At 60.8% G+C, this 18443-nt stretch carries 19 protein-coding genes; 7 read left to right on the top strand and 12 right to left on the bottom strand.

Going from position 1 to position 18443, the window contains the following annotated elements:
* The first annotated feature begins 49 nt into the window (after positions 1-49).
* The 7 genes from IV109_RS01980 (at position 50) to IV109_RS01950 (ending at position 4952) form a co-directional block, all read left to right on the top strand.
* Positions 50-661 (top strand): lysophospholipid acyltransferase family protein, encoded by a 612-nt coding sequence (locus IV109_RS01980; protein WP_296691433.1) that lies wholly within the window; start codon positions 50-52, stop codon positions 659-661.
* A gap of 17 nt (positions 662-678) precedes the next feature.
* On the top strand, positions 679-1668 hold the full coding sequence (locus IV109_RS01975; protein WP_296691430.1) for a phosphatidate cytidylyltransferase: 990 nt from the start codon (positions 679-681) through the stop codon (positions 1666-1668).
* 1 nt (position 1669) lies between these two features.
* On the top strand, positions 1670-2230 hold the full coding sequence (gene ruvC, locus IV109_RS01970) for a crossover junction endodeoxyribonuclease RuvC (protein ID WP_296691429.1): 561 nt from the start codon (positions 1670-1672) through the stop codon (positions 2228-2230).
* 11 nt (positions 2231-2241) lie between these two features.
* Complete coding sequence (locus tag IV109_RS01965; protein WP_296691426.1) at positions 2242-2763, top strand: GNAT family N-acetyltransferase; 522 nt, start codon at positions 2242-2244, stop codon at positions 2761-2763.
* 145 nt (positions 2764-2908) lie between these two features.
* A complete protein-coding gene (locus IV109_RS01960) occupies positions 2909-3337 on the top strand; it encodes a GNAT family acetyltransferase (protein ID WP_296691423.1) in 429 nt (142 codons plus the stop codon).
* Positions 3338-3359: 22 nt separating this feature from the next.
* The gene (locus IV109_RS01955) at positions 3360-3806 is read left to right on the top strand and encodes a GNAT family N-acetyltransferase (protein ID WP_296691421.1); all 447 of its coding nucleotides are present in this window, start codon (positions 3360-3362) and stop codon (positions 3804-3806) included.
* Positions 3807-4163: 357 nt separating this feature from the next.
* Positions 4164-4952, top strand: coding sequence for a dienelactone hydrolase family protein (locus tag IV109_RS01950; protein ID WP_296691419.1), 789 nt, complete (start codon positions 4164-4166; stop codon positions 4950-4952).
* On the opposite strand, the gene IV109_RS01945 is transcribed toward IV109_RS01950, so the two are convergent.
* The 12 genes from IV109_RS01945 to murF form a co-directional block, all read right to left on the bottom strand.
* Positions 4949-5125 carry a hypothetical protein gene (locus IV109_RS01945; protein WP_296691417.1) on the bottom strand — a complete coding sequence of 59 codons (177 nt, stop codon included), beginning with the start codon at positions 5123-5125 and terminating at the stop codon, positions 4949-4951. The two genes, IV109_RS01950 and IV109_RS01945, sit on opposite strands and share 4 nt — an antisense overlap.
* Before the next feature lie 23 nt (positions 5126-5148).
* Entirely contained in the window at positions 5149-6072 is a 924-nt protein-coding gene (lpxC, locus tag IV109_RS01940) for a UDP-3-O-acyl-N-acetylglucosamine deacetylase (protein ID WP_296691414.1), read from the bottom strand.
* 31 nt (positions 6073-6103) lie between these two features.
* On the bottom strand, positions 6104-7339 hold the full coding sequence (ftsZ, locus tag IV109_RS01935; protein ID WP_296691413.1) for a cell division protein FtsZ: 1236 nt from the start codon (positions 7337-7339) through the stop codon (positions 6104-6106).
* Between the two features lie 143 nt (positions 7340-7482).
* The gene (ftsA, locus tag IV109_RS01930; RefSeq protein WP_296691410.1) at positions 7483-8712 is read right to left on the bottom strand and encodes a cell division protein FtsA; all 1230 of its coding nucleotides are present in this window, start codon (positions 8710-8712) and stop codon (positions 7483-7485) included.
* A gap of 35 nt (positions 8713-8747) precedes the next feature.
* Positions 8748-9533: a cell division protein FtsQ/DivIB gene (locus tag IV109_RS01925; protein ID WP_296691409.1), complete on the bottom strand. Its 786-nt coding sequence runs from the start codon at positions 9531-9533 to the stop codon at positions 8748-8750.
* Positions 9530-10522, bottom strand: coding sequence for a D-alanine--D-alanine ligase (locus tag IV109_RS01920; RefSeq protein WP_296691407.1), 993 nt, complete (start codon positions 10520-10522; stop codon positions 9530-9532). Before IV109_RS01920 ends, IV109_RS01925 begins: the two co-directional genes overlap by 4 nt.
* A 20-nt stretch (positions 10523-10542) precedes the next feature.
* On the bottom strand, positions 10543-11952 hold the full coding sequence (gene murC, locus IV109_RS01915) for a UDP-N-acetylmuramate--L-alanine ligase (protein ID WP_296691405.1): 1410 nt from the start codon (positions 11950-11952) through the stop codon (positions 10543-10545).
* The gene (murG, locus tag IV109_RS01910) at positions 11949-13043 is read right to left on the bottom strand and encodes an undecaprenyldiphospho-muramoylpentapeptide beta-N-acetylglucosaminyltransferase (RefSeq protein ID WP_296691402.1); all 1095 of its coding nucleotides are present in this window, start codon (positions 13041-13043) and stop codon (positions 11949-11951) included. Before murG ends, murC begins: the two co-directional genes overlap by 4 nt.
* On the bottom strand, positions 13040-14296 hold the full coding sequence (ftsW, locus tag IV109_RS01905) for a putative lipid II flippase FtsW (RefSeq protein ID WP_296691400.1): 1257 nt from the start codon (positions 14294-14296) through the stop codon (positions 13040-13042). Before ftsW ends, murG begins: the two co-directional genes overlap by 4 nt.
* Positions 14293-15810 carry a UDP-N-acetylmuramoyl-L-alanine--D-glutamate ligase gene (gene murD, locus IV109_RS01900; protein WP_296691397.1) on the bottom strand — a complete coding sequence of 506 codons (1518 nt, stop codon included), beginning with the start codon at positions 15808-15810 and terminating at the stop codon, positions 14293-14295. The genes ftsW and murD overlap by 4 nt, the downstream gene beginning before the upstream one ends.
* Before the next feature lies 1 nt (position 15811).
* Entirely contained in the window at positions 15812-16990 is a 1179-nt protein-coding gene (gene mraY, locus IV109_RS01895; protein ID WP_296691395.1) for a phospho-N-acetylmuramoyl-pentapeptide-transferase, read from the bottom strand.
* A 21-nt stretch (positions 16991-17011) separates the two neighbouring features.
* Complete coding sequence (murF, locus tag IV109_RS01890; protein WP_296692479.1) at positions 17012-18439, bottom strand: UDP-N-acetylmuramoyl-tripeptide--D-alanyl-D-alanine ligase; 1428 nt, start codon at positions 18437-18439, stop codon at positions 17012-17014.
* Positions 18440-18443 lie beyond the last annotated feature (4 nt).

Here is an 18443-nt window from a genome sequence, read left to right as displayed (position 1 = left end):
CAGCGCGGCGCGGGGCGGGTCGTGACAAGCCCTCTGTATCATGAGTGCCATGCTTGCAAAGTTGATGGGTTATTTTCTTCTGGGCCTGGTCCGCGTACTGACCGGCTCACAGGCACGCTGGTACGGCTGCCCACCCAAAGCCGAGCAACGCATTTACTTTGCCAACCACCAAAGCCATGCCGATCTGGTGATGATCTGGGCGGCACTGCCCAAAGAACTGCGTGCCTGCACCCGGGCCATCGCCGCCAAAGACTACTGGACCAAGACCCCGTTCAAGCAATGGATCACCACAGCGGTATTCAACGTGATTTACGTATCCCGCGACCGCAGCGCCGAAGAAGACCCGCTGGAACCCCTGTTTGAAGCCCTGAGCCATGGCGATTCCATCATCCTGTTCCCCGAAGGCACGCGGGGCAACGCCGAAGAACCGCAACCCTTCAAGGCCGGGCTCTACAACCTCGCCGTCAAGTTTCCCAACGTGGTGCTGGTGCCGGCCTGGATCAACAATGTGCAGCGCGTGATGCCCAAGGGCGAAGTGGTGCCGGTGCCGGTACTGTGCTCGGTCACATTCGGAGCCCCGATCAAACTGCAGGCCGGCGAAGAGCGTCGCGCCTTCCTGGACCGCGCTCGCAACGCCGTCATTGCCCTGCGCGACGTCTGAGTGAACCACTTGGCACCATGTACCAGTACCTGAAAAATCTCACCGCCAGCCAGCAAGTCGGCGCCTTGTTCATCATCGTGTTCGGGCTCCTGCTGCTGGCCAGCATCGCTGCCGTGCTGATGTCTCTGCGTGAGTTCGACGATACGCCCGCCTGCGAGCAACGACGCAACAACCTGCACGATCTGGAAGGTGTGCTGCGCACCAGCTGGCTGATGGTGCTGGTGTTCTGGGTGGGCTGGATTTCCGGTGACTGGGTCGCCCTGATGCTGTTTGGCTTTGTGTCGCTGTTTGCCTTGCGTGAGTTCATGACCTTGTCCCCCACCCGCCGCGGCGACCACCGCAGCCTGGTGCTGGCTTTTTTTGTCGTGCTGCCCCTGCAGTACTGGCTGGTGGGCGCCGAATACTTCAACCTGTTCACCGTGTTCATCCCGGTCTATGTGTTTCTGGCCATCCCCGTGGTCAGCGCGCTGGCCAACGATCCGCAGCGCTTCCTGGAGCGCAACGCCAAGCTGCAGTGGGGCATCATGGTGTGCATCTACGGCATGAGCCACGTGCCGGCCCTGTTGCTGCTGGATTTCCCGAACTACGACAACAAAAGCGCATTTCTGGTCTTCTTCCTGGTGCTGGTGGTGCAGACCTGCATGATCACCCAGCACCTGGCCTCACGCCGCCTGAAGAAGCCGCCGACAGCCCCCCATATCAGCCAGAGCTTCAACTGGCCCAGCTGGTGGATTGGCATTGCGGTGGGTAGCGTGCTGGGCGGCCTGCTGGCCGGCATTACCCCCTTTGTGCCGGGCCAGGCTTTTGCCATGGCCTTTGTGGCCTGTGTGGCCGGCTCTCTGGGGCACCTGGTGATGAAGGCCCTGAAACGCGACCGCGGGATCCCCATTTGGCGCGGCCAGGACTCGGCCGTCACCGGCGCCGGTGGCCTACTGGACCGGGTCGATGCCCTGTGCTTTGCCGCGCCGGTCTTCTTCCATTCGGTTCGATGGTATTTTGGGCTCTAACATGCGAATCCTTGGCATCGACCCCGGCTTGCGCACTACCGGCTTTGGTGTGATCGACGTGAACGGCTCGGCGTTGAGCTACGTGGCCAGCGGCACCATCAGCACCATCCATATTGAAAAAGATCTCTTGCCAGCGCGACTCAAAGTGCTGTTTGACGGCATTCGCGAAGTGGTGGCCCGCTACGAACCTGACTCCGCCTCGGTGGAAATTGTTTTCGTCAACGTCAACCCGCAATCCACCCTGCTGCTGGGGCAGGCGCGCGGCGCCTGCGTCACGGCGCTGGTGCATTCTGATTTGCCGGTGGCGGAATACACGGCACTGCAAATGAAGCAGGCCGTGGTGGGCTACGGCCGCGCCGAGAAAACCCAGGTGCAGGAAATGGTGCGCCGCCTGCTCACCCTGCCCGGCCTGCCCGGCCCGGATGCCGCCGACGCGCTGGGGCTGGCCATCACCCACGCCCACGCCGGCAAAGCAGTGGCGCGGCTGGCGCAGGCCAAAGGCATTGGCGGGACGCAAGTGCAAACGCAAAAGGCCGCTTACAAGGCGGGGCGCAGCCGCTAGGAAGACCTCGTATGCAGTTCATCGCTTGCAGTTTCGATACCCACGCCAACGCCATCCTCGACATCTTCAACGAGGCTATCGCCCATTCGACAGCGCTTTATGACTACCAGCCCCGAACACCCGAAAGCATGATCGGCTGGTTCAAAACCAAGGAGGCTGGGCGCTTTCCGGTGATTGGCGTCGTGAACCCGGACGGCCAGCTACTGGGCTTTGCCAGCTACGGCACCTTCCGCGCCTGGCCGGCGTACAAATACTCGGTGGAACATTCAGTCTACGTGCACAAAGATCACCGCGGCAGAGGTTTGGGCGAGGCGCTGCTGTTGCGGCTGATCAATGCGGCCCGAGAGCAGCAGTACCACGCCATGGTGGGCGGCATCGACATGAGCAATGCGGGCAGCATTGCGCTGCATCAGAAGCTCGGTTTTGTTCACGCCGGAACCATCCGCCAAGCTGGATTCAAATTTGGCCAGTGGCTGGATCTCGGCTTTCACCAGTTGCTGCTTGACACCCCGGCTGATCCGATGGACGGCTGAGTTCTAAGACACCTAGAATTCACACACAAGAAAAATAGAAAACAAGGCTGCAAGTCACTTTCAGGGGGATTTCATGACCAGCACGTCGAGCACGATTCGGTTTATCGAGCGCCTTGCGCGCTGGATCTCAAATTAGATCACTCCTATGCAGATCCGGCCTTACGAAGAATCAGATGAGTCCCAGGTTGTCGCACTCTGGCAAGAGTGCGGTTTGACACGCTCATGGAACGATCCTCGAAAGGACATAGCGAGAAAGCTTGGTGTCCAGCGTGAGTTGTTCTTGGTGGGTACATTTGGTGGTGAGGTAGTGGCAACCGTCATGGCGGGCTACGATGGTCATCGCGGATGGGTCAATTACCTGGCTGTTGGACCTGCTCACCGCAGCCAAGGTCGCGCCTCGGAGTTGATGCACCGTGTGGAACAGTTGTTGCGTGAAGCCGGCTGCCCCAAAATCAACCTTCAGGTTCGAGCGTCAAACACTCAAGCCTTGGAGTTTTACAAACGCACTGGCTATGCGCAAGATGACGTGGTCAGCTTGGGTAAACGTCTTACCCCGGATGCACCAGCGGTCTAACATCAACTTACCGCTCAACTCCATGAAGATACGACTGATTCAACCGAGCGAGCTGAATGAATTGCTTGCGTTGTATGGGCATCTCCATCACTCGGACGAAGCTCTGCCTGAGCCCGCGGTCGTCGAAGCGATCTGGCAAGAGCTTCAGGCAAACCCGCGCTACAAATACTTCGGTGGCTACGTGGAAGAAGCTCTGATCTCAAGCTGCACCATCACTGTCATCCCGAATCTCACGCGAGGGTGTAAATCATATGGCGTGATAGAAAACGTTGTTACTCATGCAAGCCACAGGAATCGAGGCTACGGCAAAGCTTTGCTTGCACACACCCTTGCCCATGCCTGGTCTGTCGGGTGCTACAAGGTCATGCTGCTCACGGGCAGAAAAGATCAGGCCACATTTCAATTCTACGAGTCAGCGGGGTTCGACCGTCATGAAAAGCAAGCCTTCATTGCCAAGCCGGTGGCCTAACCCTTTGCCGGGGCTTTTCTCGCAGTCAGTATCTGTTTGCGCCAAGTTTTCCTCGGATAACGGGTGTTGCCTGCGCTGGCGCGTGGTGAAGCCGCTGTACAACGCGAACAGACTGCACATCTACCGACGGGCCTATTGCACAGCTTCGGACGCTGGGTCGGAGAGCGCGGCGTATGGCCGGTCCAGCGAAAGCCCGGCTAGTGGTGTGGGCAAGACCGGGGCATTCAACCGTGCATTCCCCGGCCACGTATGATATTTTTTGCGTTGTTATTGGCAATGCATCCCGACATCGCCCATCGTTCAAGATGGGGGCACTTGGGCCACATGGCGGATATCCACATCACACAGGAGTTAAAAATGCGCAACTTGTTAACTGGCGCGTCCATCGCGCTGTTGTTCGGCAGCACAGCGTTTGCCGCGATCCAGGAAGAGGCCGTGACCTACAAGGATGGGGACACGGTGATGAAGGGCTTTATTGTTTACGACGATGCCAGCACGGCCAGACGGCCGGGCGTGATCGTGGTGCACGAGTGGTGGGGCATCACCAAGCATGTGCGCGATGAGGCGCACAAATTTGCGGGCCAGGGCTACACCGCCTTCGTGGCCGACATGTATGGCGATGGCAAAACAGCGGACAACCCCAAAGACGCAGGCGCGCTGTCTGGCGCAGTGCGCAAAGACCCGGCGGCCATGCTGAGCCGCTTCAGCGCGGCGAAGGACGCACTGTCCAAACACGCCACGGTAGAGGCCTCAAAAATCGGGGCTTCGGGTTATTGCTTTGGCGGCTCGGTGGTGCTGGATGCGGCCCGCGCGGGGGTTGACCTCAAGGGCGTTGCAGCCTTCCATGCTGGTCTGGGTGCCGCAGCAACCCCAGCAGCTGCAGGCAAGGTCAAAGCGAAAATACTGGTGCTCAATGGCGAGGCCGACCCCTTCATCAAACCCGAGTCCATTGATGCCTTCAAGAAGGAAATGACTGCGGCCAGCGTGGACTACCGCTACATCAGCTATCCCGGCGCGGTGCATGCCTTTACCAACCCGGAAGCCACTGAGAAGGGCAAACAGTTCAACTTGCCGCTGGCCTATCACCCTGAGGCCGACAAGCAGGCCAAGGCTGAAGCCACCAAGTTTTTCGGCAGCGTTTTCTAGGCAATGCGTTCCAGGATCAACACCGCAAAGAACCCAAAGGCTGCGATCAGTGTCCACTTGAGTGTGAGCAGACCATAGCGTTTGAAGCGGGCTTGACCGGTGGCGGCATAGAACATGAACGACACCACCGCGCCGAGCAGCAGCAACAAAATGAGCCAGCGAAAGAGCAGCATGCTTGAACTGGCTTTCTCTTGCGCTACCAGGCCCGGGCCAACTGTGCAAAGCCCTTGGGAGCCTGCTTTTCGTCAGCAAAGGTCACGACTTCCCAGGCGTCAGTGCGCTTGAGCAACTCGCGTAGCAGCTTGTTGTTGAGTGCGTGACCGGAGCGAAAGGCGCTGTAACTGGCCAGCAAGGGCTTGCCCACCAGGTAGAGATCGCCCATGGCATCGAGAATCTTGTGTTTGACGAACTCGTCGTCGTAGCGCAGACCCTCGGAGTTGAGCACTTTGTAGTCGTCCATGACAATGGCGTTGTCCAGCCCGCCACCCAGAGCCAGGCCATTGGCCCGCATCATCTCCACGTCCTTGGTAAACCCGAAGGTTCGGGCGCGAGCAATGTCTTTGGAATACGAGTCGGTGCTCATATCGAAGGCCACACGCTGGCCGGTGGAGTCCACCGCCGGATGGTCAAAGTCGATTTCAAAACTGAGCTTGTAGCCGTGGTAGGGCTCCAGTCGCGCCCACTTCTCGGCAGCCCCCTGCCCTTCACGCACTTCCACCGGCTTGGTCAAACGGATAAAGCGCCGCGGGGCGTTTTGCAACTCGATACCCGCGCTTTGCAGCAGGAACACGAACGAAGCGGCCGAACCGTCCAGAATCGGCACTTCCTCGGCGGTGATGTCAACGTACATATTGTCCACACCCAGGCCAGCGCAGGCCGACATCAAGTGCTCCACTGTGTGCACCTTGGCATCGCCACTGGACAAAGTGGACGCGAGTCGGGTGTCCGACACAGCAGTGGCGGACACCGGAATGTCCACCGGTTCGGGCAGGTCAACCCGCCGAAACACGATGCCGGTGTCGGGCGACGCAGGGCGCAGGGTGAGTTCCACCCGCTGGCCACTGTGCAGCCCGACGCCTACAGCGCGGGTCAGGGATTTGAGAGTACGTTGTTGCAGCACCCGCCTATTGTAAAAGGCCATCGATTCCCGGTCAGTCCGCCTGTTTGCGCAAGAACGCGGGAATCTCGAAGTCGTCCATGCCACCGGAGGCCAGCGCATCCACCTTGGCGGCCGCTTGTGTGCGGTCACGCGTGCGCCAGACGCTGGGAGTGGCCATGGCGTGGTAGTCCGGCTGGGCCATGCCGGCGGGGGCAGCTGAAGCAACGTTCTGGCCACCCGCCTGCATGTTCATCGTTGGGACATGGAAAGGCACGTTGTCGGTGCCGGTACGAAGCACCTGCAGCGGGGGCGCTGTGCGGCGCACACCCTGACGGCTCAGACCTGTGGCCACCACCGTCACGCGAATTTCCTCGCCCAAATTGTCGTCATAGGCGGTGCCGTAGATGACGTGCGCGTCCGGCGAAGCATAGGCACGAATGGTATTCATGGCCAGCTTGGACTCGCTCAACTTCAGGGAACCCTTGGCCGCAGTGATCAGCACCAGCACGCCCTTGGCGCCGGAGAGGTCAATGCCTTCGAGCAACGGACAGGCCACAGCCTGCTCGGCCGCGATGCGGGCACGGTCGGGGCCAGCGGCCACAGCGGTACCCATCATCGCTTTACCAGGCTCGCCCATGACGGTGCGGACGTCTTCAAAGTCGACGTTCACATGGCCGGGCACATTGATGATTTCGGCAATACCGCCCACCGCATTTTTCAGCACGTCATTGGCATGGGCAAAGGCCTGATCCTGGGTCACGTCGTCGCCCAGCACTTCAAGCAGCTTCTCATTGAGCACCACGATCAGCGAGTCCACATTGGCTTCGAGCTCGGCCAGTCCGCCATCTGCGTTGGTCATGCGGCGACCCCCTTCAAACTCGAAGGGCTTGGTGACCACGCCCACGGTCAGGATGCCCATTTCACGCGCCACGCGGGCGATGACGGGTGCCGCGCCGGTACCTGTGCCACCGCCCATGCCTGCAGTGATGAAAAGCATGTGTGCGCCTTCGATGGCAGCGCGGATGTCGTCCACCGCCAGTTCAGCGGCTTCACGGCCCTTATCAGGCTTGCTGCCAGCGCCCAGGCCACTGGTGCCGAGCTGGATGGTGCGGTGTGCGTCGCTGCGGGTCAGAGCCTGCGCATCGGTATTGGCACAGATGAACTCCACGCCTTGCACATCGCAGTCGATCATGTGACCCACTGCATTGCCACCACCTCCGCCGACACCGATGACCTTGATCTGGGTGCCTTGGTTAAACGCTTCTTCTTCAATCATTTCGATAGGCATTTTTTGCTCTCCTGAAGTTTCAAATAGTTGACAGTTGCCGAAATTGTTTTAATTACTTGGTGCACCGGATTTGGGGGGCGGGTCCGTACCCCGCCATCGCCAATGGGGGCTTGCGCGTGTGAGCCAGATCTTGTCTTGCATGGCTAGAAGTTCCCCACAAACCAGTCTTTGACCTGGCCAAATGCAGTTTTCATGGAGCCATTTTTTTGCGCCACCTTGAAACCCCGAAAACGGGCAAGGCGGGCTTCTTCCAGCAGACCCATCACGGTGGCTGCCCGAGGCTGGGCCACCATGTCTGCCAGGGCGCTGGAGTACTTGGGAATACCGCGGCGCACCGGCTTGAGGAAGATGTCCTCACCCAGCTCCACCATACCGGGCATGATGCAACTGCCACCGGTCAACACAATGCCGCTGGAGAGCATCTCTTCGTAGCCAGAGTCACGCATGACCTGGTGCACCAGTGAAAAAATCTCTTCGATGCGCGGCTCGATGACACCCGCCAGCGCTTGGCGGCTGAGCATGCGCGGGCCACGGTCGCCCAGGCCAGGCACCTCTACCTGTGATTCGGGATCGGCCAGCAACTGCTTGGCAAAACCGCTTTCCACCTTGATGTCTTCGGCGTCCTTGGTGGGCGTGCGCAACGCCATGGCAATGTCACTGGTGATCAGATCGCCGGCAATCGGAATGACCGCCGTGTGTCGGATCGCACCGTTGGTGAAAATCGCCACATCGGTGGTCCCCGCGCCAATGTCCACCAGCGCCACACCCAGTTCACGCTCGTCTTCGGTCAGCACCGACAGGCTGCTGGCCAGCGGATTGAGCATCAGCTGCTCCACTTCCAGGCCGCAACGGCGCACGCACTTGATGATATTTTCTGCGGCACTCTGCGCACCGGTCACGATGTGCACCTTGGCCTCCAGGCGGATACCGCTCATGCCGATGGGCTCTTTGACATCCTGGCCATCGATGATGAACTCCTGCGGCTCCACCAGCAGCAGACGCTGGTCGGTCGAGATGTTGATGGCCTTGGCGGTTTCGACCACGCGCGCCACGTCGGCGGCGGTGACTTCACGGTCCTTGATGGCCACCATGCCGCTGGAATTGATGCCGCGAATATGGCTCCCCGTGATGCCGGTGTAGACACGGGTGATCTTGCAGTCCGCCATCAGCTCGGCTTCTTTCAGCGCCTGCTGGATGCTTTGCACCGTGGCGTCAATGTTCACCACCACGCCGCGTTTGAGTCCATTGCTCGGGGCAATGCCCAGCCCGGCCAGCTTGAGCTCGCCATTGGGCAGCACTTCGGCCACCACCGCCATCACTTTGGCGGTGCCAATGTCCAGCCCTACGACCAGATCTTTGTATTCTTTCGCCATATATTCACCTGTTGCTTCTGTTGCCGCTATCGCCGTTACTTCTTCTGCACATCCGCCGTGAGCGTGGTCACGCCCCGCAGCCGAATGGCATATCCGTCCTGATGCCTTAAATCTGCCGTCTCCAGGGCATCCACCTGGCGCCCGTAACGCGACGTCACTTGCGTCAGCGTTTTGAGGAATCGTTGTGTACGTGCCAGCACTTCCGGCACCGAGCCACCGCCCAGTTCAATGACAGCACCCGTGTCCAGCTTGGCGCGCCAGCCACCGCGACCCGTCAGATCAAGCTGCTCAAGCGACACGTCCACGGATTCAAATTCTGGCTGCAGCGTCTGGTACATCTCCAGCACCTGCGCGGCCTGACCGTCGGGCCCGTTCAATCGGGGCAAGGCGTCCTGATCAACCTCGCCCACGTTGGCTTCAAAGACCTCGCCAAACGTGTTCACCAGACGGGAGTCACCCTCCACGCCCCAATAGGCCAGGGCCTTGTGCTCCTGCAGTGTCACCTTGAGCCGATTCGGAAACTCGCGCCGCACCAGCGCTGTGCGCACCCATGGCACGGCCTCGAAGGCCTGGCGCGCCTGGGCCAGATCCAGAGTAAAGAAAGTACCGGTCAGTTTAGGCGTGACATTGGCGCGCAGGGTGACGGCACTGTTGTGCGTCACCTCTCCGCCGACAGAAATACCCCGCAAGGCGAATGCCGAATGGCGCGAGGCCCAGCCAGCCAACGCGACCGCAGCGATCAACGCAAACCCGACGAACAGGATGGTGGCCATCGTGTTCATGAGCTTGACGTCAACAGGAGCGGACAGGACTTCTTTCACACTGACGCCTTTGCTTGAGTTGAATCAGCTGACTGTGCGTCTGCTGTCGCATAGTCAAGTTCGGTATGACGCAGGATCTCGACACACAATTCGGGGTAGCTCAAGCCAGCTGCCTTGGCCGCCATGGGCACCAGGGAGTGGCCCGTCATGCCCGGCGAAGTGTTGATTTCCAGCAGGTAGGGCTTGCGCGTGCGCGCATCGATCATGACGTCGGCACGTGCCCACCCACGGCAGCCCAGCACACGGTAGGCCTTGAGCACGATGTCCTGGATGTGGGCTTCTTCGCCGGCCGGCAGTCCGCAAGGCACCAGGTATTGGGTGGTGTCGTTGAAATACTTGTTTTGATAATCGTAATTGCCGCCGGGCGCTACGATGCGGATCACCGGCAGGGCCTTGGCAGTGGCGCCTGAGCCCAGTACCGCGATGGTCACCTCGTCACCGCTGATGAACTGCTCGCACAGCACCTCGGTATCGTGTTGGGCGGCCAGCACATAAGCAGCTTCGCACTGGTCCGCGGCAGTGACCTTGGTCAGGCCGATGGTGGAGCCTTCCCGTGCCGGCTTGACGATCATCGGACTGCCCAACTCGGCAAAGGCCAGCCGGGTGGCTGCCGCGCCGTCAACCTGATGCCAGGCCGGTGTGGGCAGACCCTCGCTGCGCCAGATGCGCTTGGTCATCACCTTGTCGATGGCGATGCTGGAAGCCATGACGCCCGAGCCGGTGTAGGGAATGCCAAGCAATTCCAGGGCGCCCTGCACTGTGCCGTCTTCACCAAAGCGACCATGCAAGGCGATGAAGCAACGTGCAAAGCCGTCGCGCTTGAGTTCACTCAAATCACGCTGGGCCGGATCGAATGCATGCGCATCCACGCCTTGCGAGCGCAAAGCCTGCAACACGCCTTGTCCCGACATGAGGGAAACCTCGCGCTCGGCAGAAGCCCCGCCTGTCAGCACGGCAACTTTTCCAAAATTTTGATCAATGCGACTCATAGCCCTCATATATCCTGTATTTATTGCTCACTATTTTGTAGCAAATCAAGCACTTTCCCTGGCACCGCCCCGATGGAACCTGCGCCCATGCACAGCACCACATCGCCGGCCCGGGCGTTGTCCACAATGGCCTGAGGCATGTCCACGATGTCGTCGACAAACACCGGTTCGATGCGGCCTGTCACCCGCAAGGCACGTGCCAGACTGCGACCATCGGCGGCAACAATCGGCGCCTCGCCAGCGGCATAGACCTCGGCCAGCAACACGGCATCGGCCTGCCCAATGACTTTGACAAAGTCTTCAAAGCAATCACGGGTACGGGTGTAGCGATGCGGCTGGAACGCCAGCACCAGTCTGCGATCGGGAAACGCGCCGCGCGCGGCTGCCAGCGTGGCCGCCATCTCAACCGGGTGGTGGCCGTAGTCATCGACCAGCGTGAACGTGCCGCCATCGCGCGCTGCCGCCTCGCCATAGCGCTGGAAGCGGCGACCCACCCCCTTGAAACCAGCCAGCGCCTTTTGCACGGCGGCATCTGGCACATTCAGTTCCACGGCCACGGCGATGGCCGACAGGGCATTGAGCACGTTGTGACGCCCCGGCAGGTTCAGCACCACGGGCAGATCGGGCAGGATCACGCCGTTGCGGCGCTGCACCGTGAAGTGCATCTGACCGGCCATCGCACGCACATCCACGGCCCGCACCTCGGCGCCTTCATCAAAGCCATAGCTGGTGATGGGGCAGGTGACTTGCGGCACGATATCGCGCACCGCAGCATCGTCGGTACACAAAATGGCGGTCCCATAGAAGGGCATGCGATGCAGAAAATCAACAAAAGCCTGCTTGAGACGACCGAAGTCATGCCCGTAGGTTTCCATGTGATCGGCGTCGATATTGGTTACCACCGCCATGACCGGCAACAGGTTCAGGAACGAGGCGTCCGACTCGTCCGCCTCGACAACAATGTAGTCACCCTGGCCGAGGCGCGCATTGGCGCCGGCACTGTTGAGCCGCCCACCGATCACAAAGGTGGGGTCCAGTCCGGCTTCAGCCAGCACACTCGCCACCAGGCTGGTCGTGGTGGTCTTGCCATGGGTGCCCGCAATGGCAATGCCCTGCTTGAGGCGCATCAGCTCGGCCAGCATCAAGGCGCGTGGCACGACGGGAATACGCTTCTCGCGGGCGATGAGCACTTCGGGGTTGTCGGACTGTACGGCGGTCGAGGTGACCACGGCATCGGCCGCATCCACATTGCTGGCGGCGTGTCCCACATAAGTCTTGATGCCCAGGCTACCCAGGCGCTTCAGGGTCGCGCTATCGGCCAGGTCCGAACCGGAAATGGTGTAGCCAAGGTTCAGCAGCACCTCGGCAATGCCCGACATGCCGGAGCCACCGATGCCCACGAAATGGATGTGACGGACGGCGTGTTTCATTGGGTCAATTCCTCGCATGCAGCCACAATCTTTGTGGTTGCGTCAATTTTTTCCATCTTCTTCGCCTGCAATGCACACGCCAGCAGCGCCGGGCGATCCAGCTTTTGCAGCAGGGCGGCCAAGCCTTGGGGCGTCAACTCGCTTTGCGGCAACAACCAACCGGCCCCCTGGTCGACGAGAAAGCGGGCATTGTGGGTCTGGTGATCATCCACCGCAGCCGGGAAGGGCACGAACAAAGCGGCGGCGCCAATGGCAGCGATCTCGGTCACGGTGCTGGCCCCTGCACGGCAAATCACCAGATCTGCATCAGCAAAAGCCTGCGCGGTGTCATCAATGAAGGGCGTCAGTTCAGCCTGCACGCCAGCGGCTGCATAGTTGGTCCGCAGAGCCTCAATCTGCGTGGCACCACTTTGGTGAAGCACGACCGGGCGCTGCGCCGCTGGAATGAGGGCCAGGGCCTGCGGCACGATGTCATTCAGGGCGCGGGCGCCCAGGCTGCCGCCAACCACCAACAGACGCAAAGGGCCGCTGCGCCCGGCAAAGCGAGGGCCAGGGTCGGCTGCACCAATGAACGCAGAACGCAAGGGGTTACCCACCCAGCGACCTTGGGGCATGACCTCGGGAAAGGCCGTGAAAACCCGCTTGGCCACCGCCGCCAGCAACTTGTTGGCCATGCCGGCAATGGAATTCTGCTCATGCAGCACCAGCGGCTTGCCCAGCAGGGCACTCATCAGTCCGGCCGGCAAGGTGATGTAGCCACCCAGACCCACGACCACGTCGGGCTTGACGCGACGCAGCACTCGAACGCTTTGCCAGAACGCCCGCAGCAGGCGCACCGGCAACATGAGCAATGTCACGACACCCTTGCCACGCACACCCGAGAAATTGATTGTCTCGAACGGGAATCCCTGGGGCGGCACCAGACGACTTTCCATGCTGGGTTGAGCCGCACTGCCCGTGCCGCCCAGCCAATGCACGCGCCAGCCGCGCTCGCGCAGCGCCTGCGCCACAGCAAGTCCGGGGAAGATGTGCCCGCCAGTCCCTCCGGCCATGACCAAAGCGCAGCGCGAAGATGAGCTCACACGGGTCATACGCGGCCTCCGTGCATGAGCTGCCTGTTCTCATAATCGATCCGCAGCACGACAGCAATGGCCACCATGTTCACCAGAATGGCAGAGCCGCCGTAGCTCATCAGCGGCAATGTCAGCCCCTTGGTGGGCAAGGCACCGAGGTTCACCCCCATGTTGATGAAGGCCTGGAAACCCATCCAGATGCCCACGCCCTGCGCCACCAGCCCGGCAAAAACGCGGTCCAGGGCAATGGCCTGGCGCCCGATGTGCATCATGCGGCGGGTCAGCCACAGGAACAGGCCAATGACGCAGATCACACCCACCAAACCAAATTCCTCACCGATGACGGCCAGCAAAAAGTCGGTGTGGGCTTCGGGCAGCCAGTGGAGCTTCTCAACACTGCCACCCAGTCCGACGCCAAAAATCTCGCCGCGTCCGATAGCGATCAGGGAATGTGTGAGCTGATAGCCCTTGGCCAATGCGTTCTTTTCGCTCCAGGGGTCCAGGTAGGCGAAGATGCGCTCCCGGCGCCAGTCGCTCAGGGCAATCATCAGCCCGAACGCCACCACCAGCACGGTTGCAATCAGCAGAAACATGCGGGCATTGACGCCACCCAGGAACAAAATTCCCATCGCGATGACGGCAATCACCATGAAGGCGCCCATATCGGGCTCGGCCAGCAGCAGCAGGCCCACCACGCCCACGGCCAGCCCCATGGGGGCGACCGCGCGGAAGAAGCGCTCTTTCACATCCATCTTGCGCACCATGTAGTCGGCGGCATAGAGCAGCACAGCGAACTTCGCCAGCTCCGAAGGTTGAAAGCTCAAGGGGCCCACCGATACCCAGCGACGGGCGCCGTAAACCACCTTGCCGACATGCGGGATCAACACCAGCATCAACAAAATCAGAGACACCACAAAAATCCAGGGCGCGGCCTTCTCCCACATGGCAAGCGGCACCTGGAAAGCCAGCAAGGCCGCGACAAACGACAAGACCAGCCACATCATGTGGCGAATCAGGAAATAGGTGTGGGTGTACTTGGCGAAGCGGGGGTTTTCAGGCATTGCGATCGAGGCCGAATAGACCATCACCAAGCCCCAGGCCAGCAAGGCAACCGTCACCCAGACCAGTGCCTGGTCAAAGCCCAGCATGCGCATCGGAGCGCTACCGGTCGCGCTACGGCGGGTTGCGCCCAGGCGCACCGGCAGGACATCACCCACCGGCGTGGCCAGGCGACCGAACCATCCGAAAACGCGTTGTTTCAGTGCACTCACAGAGTGCCCTCCATCTGCATGCCAGCCGCAGCGGCAATTTCAGTGACAGCCTCGATAAACACCTGGGCACGGTGCTCGTAGTTGTCAAACATGTCAAAACTTGCACAAGCCGGCGACAGCAGAACCGCGTCACCGGCGTGGGCCAGTCGATTGGCCTGCATGACAGCCTGCGCCATGGACTCGGCATCCACCAGCGTGACGCCGGTCGACGCCAAAGCCGCGCGAATCTGCGGCGCATCCCGGCCTATCAGCACCACCGCCCGTGCGTAGCGCGACACAGGCTCGGCCAGCGGCGAGAAGTCCTGCCCTTTGCCTTCTCCGCCCATGATCGTGACAACTTTGCGGTCCACGCCCAACCCACATAAAGCGGCCACTGTGGCGCCTACGTTCGTGCCCTTGCTGTCATCAAAGAACTCCACTTCGTTGAAGATGCCAATGGGCTCAACCCGATGCGGCTCACCCCGGTATTCACGCAATCCATACAACACCGGCCCCAGGGCACAGCCCGCAGCCGTCACCAGCGCCAGCGCCGCCAGCGCGTTGATGGCGTTGTGCCGCCCGCGAATGCGCAGGGCGTCTGCCGGCATCAGGCGCTGGATGTGAATTTCTTCTGCCGCCTCACTGCGTTTGCGCCGGGTTTCATCGGCCTCCAGGGCGCGCACCAGCCACACCATGCCGTTCACCTGCTCGATGCCAAAGTCGCCGGGGCGCTGGGGCATATCACCGCCGAAGGTCACATAGGCGCGAACCATGGGGCGCTGCAGCTTCACCCGAACGGGCTCCGGCAGCATCGCCATGACGGCAGGGTCTTCACGGTTGAGAACCATCAGCCCCTGTTCGCCAAAGATATTCGCTTTAGCCTGGGCATAGGCCTGCATCGAACCATGCCAATCCAGATGATCCTGCGTGATATTGAGCACCGTGGCGGCACTGGGTTCAAACGTCTTTTCACCGTCGAGTTGAAAACTGGACAACTCAAGCACCCACACTTCAGGCAGGGCTTGCGCGTCAAGACACGCAGACAGCGTATCCAGCAGTGTCGGGCCAATATTGCCCGCCACCGCCACCGTTTTGCCAGCCCGGCTGACCAGTTGCGCCGTGAGCGAGGTCACCGTGGTCTTGCCGTTGGTACCCGTCACAGCCAGCACTTTGGGGTCGTAACCCTGCGTCGCCTTCAACTCGCTCAAGGCCTGCGCATACAAGCCCAATTCACCCGAAGCCCACAAGCCCATTGCTTTGGCAGCTTCAAAAACAATAGCAATATCCAAAGGAGCCAAGCCGGGACTCCTGAACACGGCGCGCACATCCGAGCCCAGCACCAGAGCGGCATCGAATGCACCGCTGACAAAGCGCGCAGTTGGCACATCACGCTGCAAGGCTTCCAACTGGGGTGGGGCACTGCGGGTATCGGCCACCGTGACCGTGGCGCCGCAGCGTGCGCACCAACGCGCCATCGCCAGGCCGGATGCGCCCAGGCCCAGGATGAGAACGTGTTGGTCTTTGAGTTTGTCCACGTTATCTGAGCTTCAGGGTTGACAGGCCGACCAGGCACAACAGCATGGTGATGATCCAGAAACGGACCACGACCTGGGTCTCTTTCCAGCCACTCTTCTCAAAGTGGTGGTGCAGAGGAGCCATCTTCAGGATGCGCCGTCCTTCACCGTATTTTTTCTTGGTGTACTTGAACCATGTCACCTGCAGCATGACCGACAGGGCCTCGACCACAAAGATGCCGCCCATGATGGCCAGCACGATTTCCTGACGCACGATCACCGCGATGGTGCCCAGTGCGGCCCCCAGGGCCAATGCGCCCACGTCGCCCATGAACACCTGCGCCGGGTGCGTGTTGAACCAGAGGAATGCCAGCCCTGCCCCGGCCATGGCCGAGCAAAAGATGAGCAATTCGCCAGCGCCCGGGATATGAGGGAAAAAGAGGTATTTGGAGAACACCGAGCTGCCCGTCACGTAGGCGAACACGCCCAGCGCGGAGCCCACCATCACCACCGGCATGATGGCCAGTCCGTCCAGACCATCCGTCAGGTTCACCGCGTTGCTGGAGCCCACGATCACCAGGTAGGTGAGGATGACAAAGCCCAGCACGCCCAGCGGATAGCTGATTTCCTTGAAAAAAGGCAACATCAAACCGGCTTTGGGCGGCAGGTCCATGTCAAACCCGGACTGAACCCATTTGAAGAACAACTCCACCACCCGCATATTGGAGCTTTCCGAAATGCTGAACACCAGGTACAGCGCAGCCAGCAGGCCAATGAGGGACTGCCAGAAGTACTTTTCGCGGGAACGCATGCCCTCGGGGTCCTTGTTAACCACTTTGCGCCAGTCGTCTGCCCAGCCAATCGCGCCAAAACCCAGTGTGACCAGCAGTACGATCCAGACGAAACGGTTGGTCAGGTCAAACCACAACAGCGTAGAGACAGCGATGCACAGGAGAATCAGCACACCGCCCATGGTGGGAGTGCCACTCTTGCTCATGTGTGATGCCATGCCGTACCCGCGAATAGGCTGGCCGATCTTGAGTTCTGCCAGACGACGGATCACGTAAGGGCCAGCCACCAGCCCCATCAGCAAAGCCGTCATGGCGGCCATGACGGCGCGAAAAGTCAGGTACTGGAAGACACGGAGGAATCCGAATCCAGGCGACTGCGACTGTAGCCACTGAGCAAGGCTCAAGAGCATGAGGCACTCCTGTGGTTGAAATTAGACGGCATGACTTTGTTCCTTATCTTGTTGCGCATGGGCGGTGATGGCCTGCACCACCCGCTCCATCTTCATGAAGCGCGACCCTTTCACCAGCACACTGCCGATGCCGGGCAATTCCGCGAGAACGGCGGACTGAATCGCCTCAATATCTGAAAAATGACGCCCCGTGCCGTAGCTGGCCGCGGCAGAAGCGGACAGTTCACCCAGGGTAAACAGCGCCTCAATGCCGTGCTCACGCGCGAGTTGACCCGCCTCCGCGTGGAATTGCGGACCTTGATCGCCCACCTCGCCCATATCACCCAACACCAGCAAGCGGGGGCCGGGCAGAGCTGCCAGCACATCGATGGCGGCGCGCACCGAGTCCGGATTGGCGTTGTAGGTATCGTCCACGAGAGTGATCGTTCTGGTGCCCTGCTTGACCAGCAGCGCACGGGAGCGCCCCTTGACGGGTTCAAACGCCGCCAGGCCCCGGGCAATTGTTTCCAATGGAACGCCTGCCGCCAGAGCACAGGCAACCGCCGCAGTGGAGTTCTTGACGTTATGCAAACCCGCAATGTGCAGGGCATAGGAGAGCTTGCCGACGGGCGTGGTCACGGATACTTGCCAAGCATCGCCCGACCACCCGGACTCGGTGCACCGCACATCCGCCTGATGCGCTGCGTCGTCCGTTGCGCAAAACCGCAGTATTGCGCGCTGGCCAGCCTTGGCCGCCCAGAGCGAACTGTAAAACTCATCCGCAGGGAACACCGCCACACCGTTGCCCGCCAGGGCATCAATCACCGAGCCATTCTCCAGGGCCACGGCCTCCACGGTTTCCATGAATTCAAGATGCTCGCGCTGTGCATTGTTCACCAGTGCCACGGTAGGTTGGGCAATGGCCGCCAGCTTCGCAATTTCGCCGGGATGGTTCATGCCCAACTCCACCACCGCGACCTCATGATGACTGCGCAAGCGCAGCACGGTCAGTGGCACGCCGATATCGTTGTTGAAATTGCCTTGCGTCGCCAGATAGGCATCCGGCTTGAACGCACGCAAGATGCTGGCAATCATTTGGGTCACCGTGGTTTTGCCATTGCTGCCGGTAACCGCCATCAGGGGCAACTTGAACTGGGCACGCCATCCCGTGGCCAGCGCGGCCAGCGCCAGCTTGGCGTCGGGCACCACAATACCTGGCAGACCCGCGGCTTTCAGGCGCACATCGGCATCACCTTGGCACAGGGCCGCGACGGCCCCCTTGGTCTTGGCTTCCATCAGAAAATCATTGGCGTCAAAGTGCTCGCCCTTGAGCGCCACGAACAGGTCGCCCGGCTCGATCGTGCGGGTATCGGTATGCACCCGGCGGAAAACAACTGACGCACTACCCGCATCCGTTTCAATGAGTCGCGCGTTGGGCAGCCAGGGCAAGGTTTGTTGCAGGGTCATCATGTCA

The organism is Rhodoferax sp., from assembly GCF_018780565.1.
Lineage (GTDB): Bacteria > Pseudomonadota > Gammaproteobacteria > Burkholderiales > Burkholderiaceae_C > Rhodoferax.
This window is presented reverse-complemented; position numbering and strand designations above follow the sequence as displayed.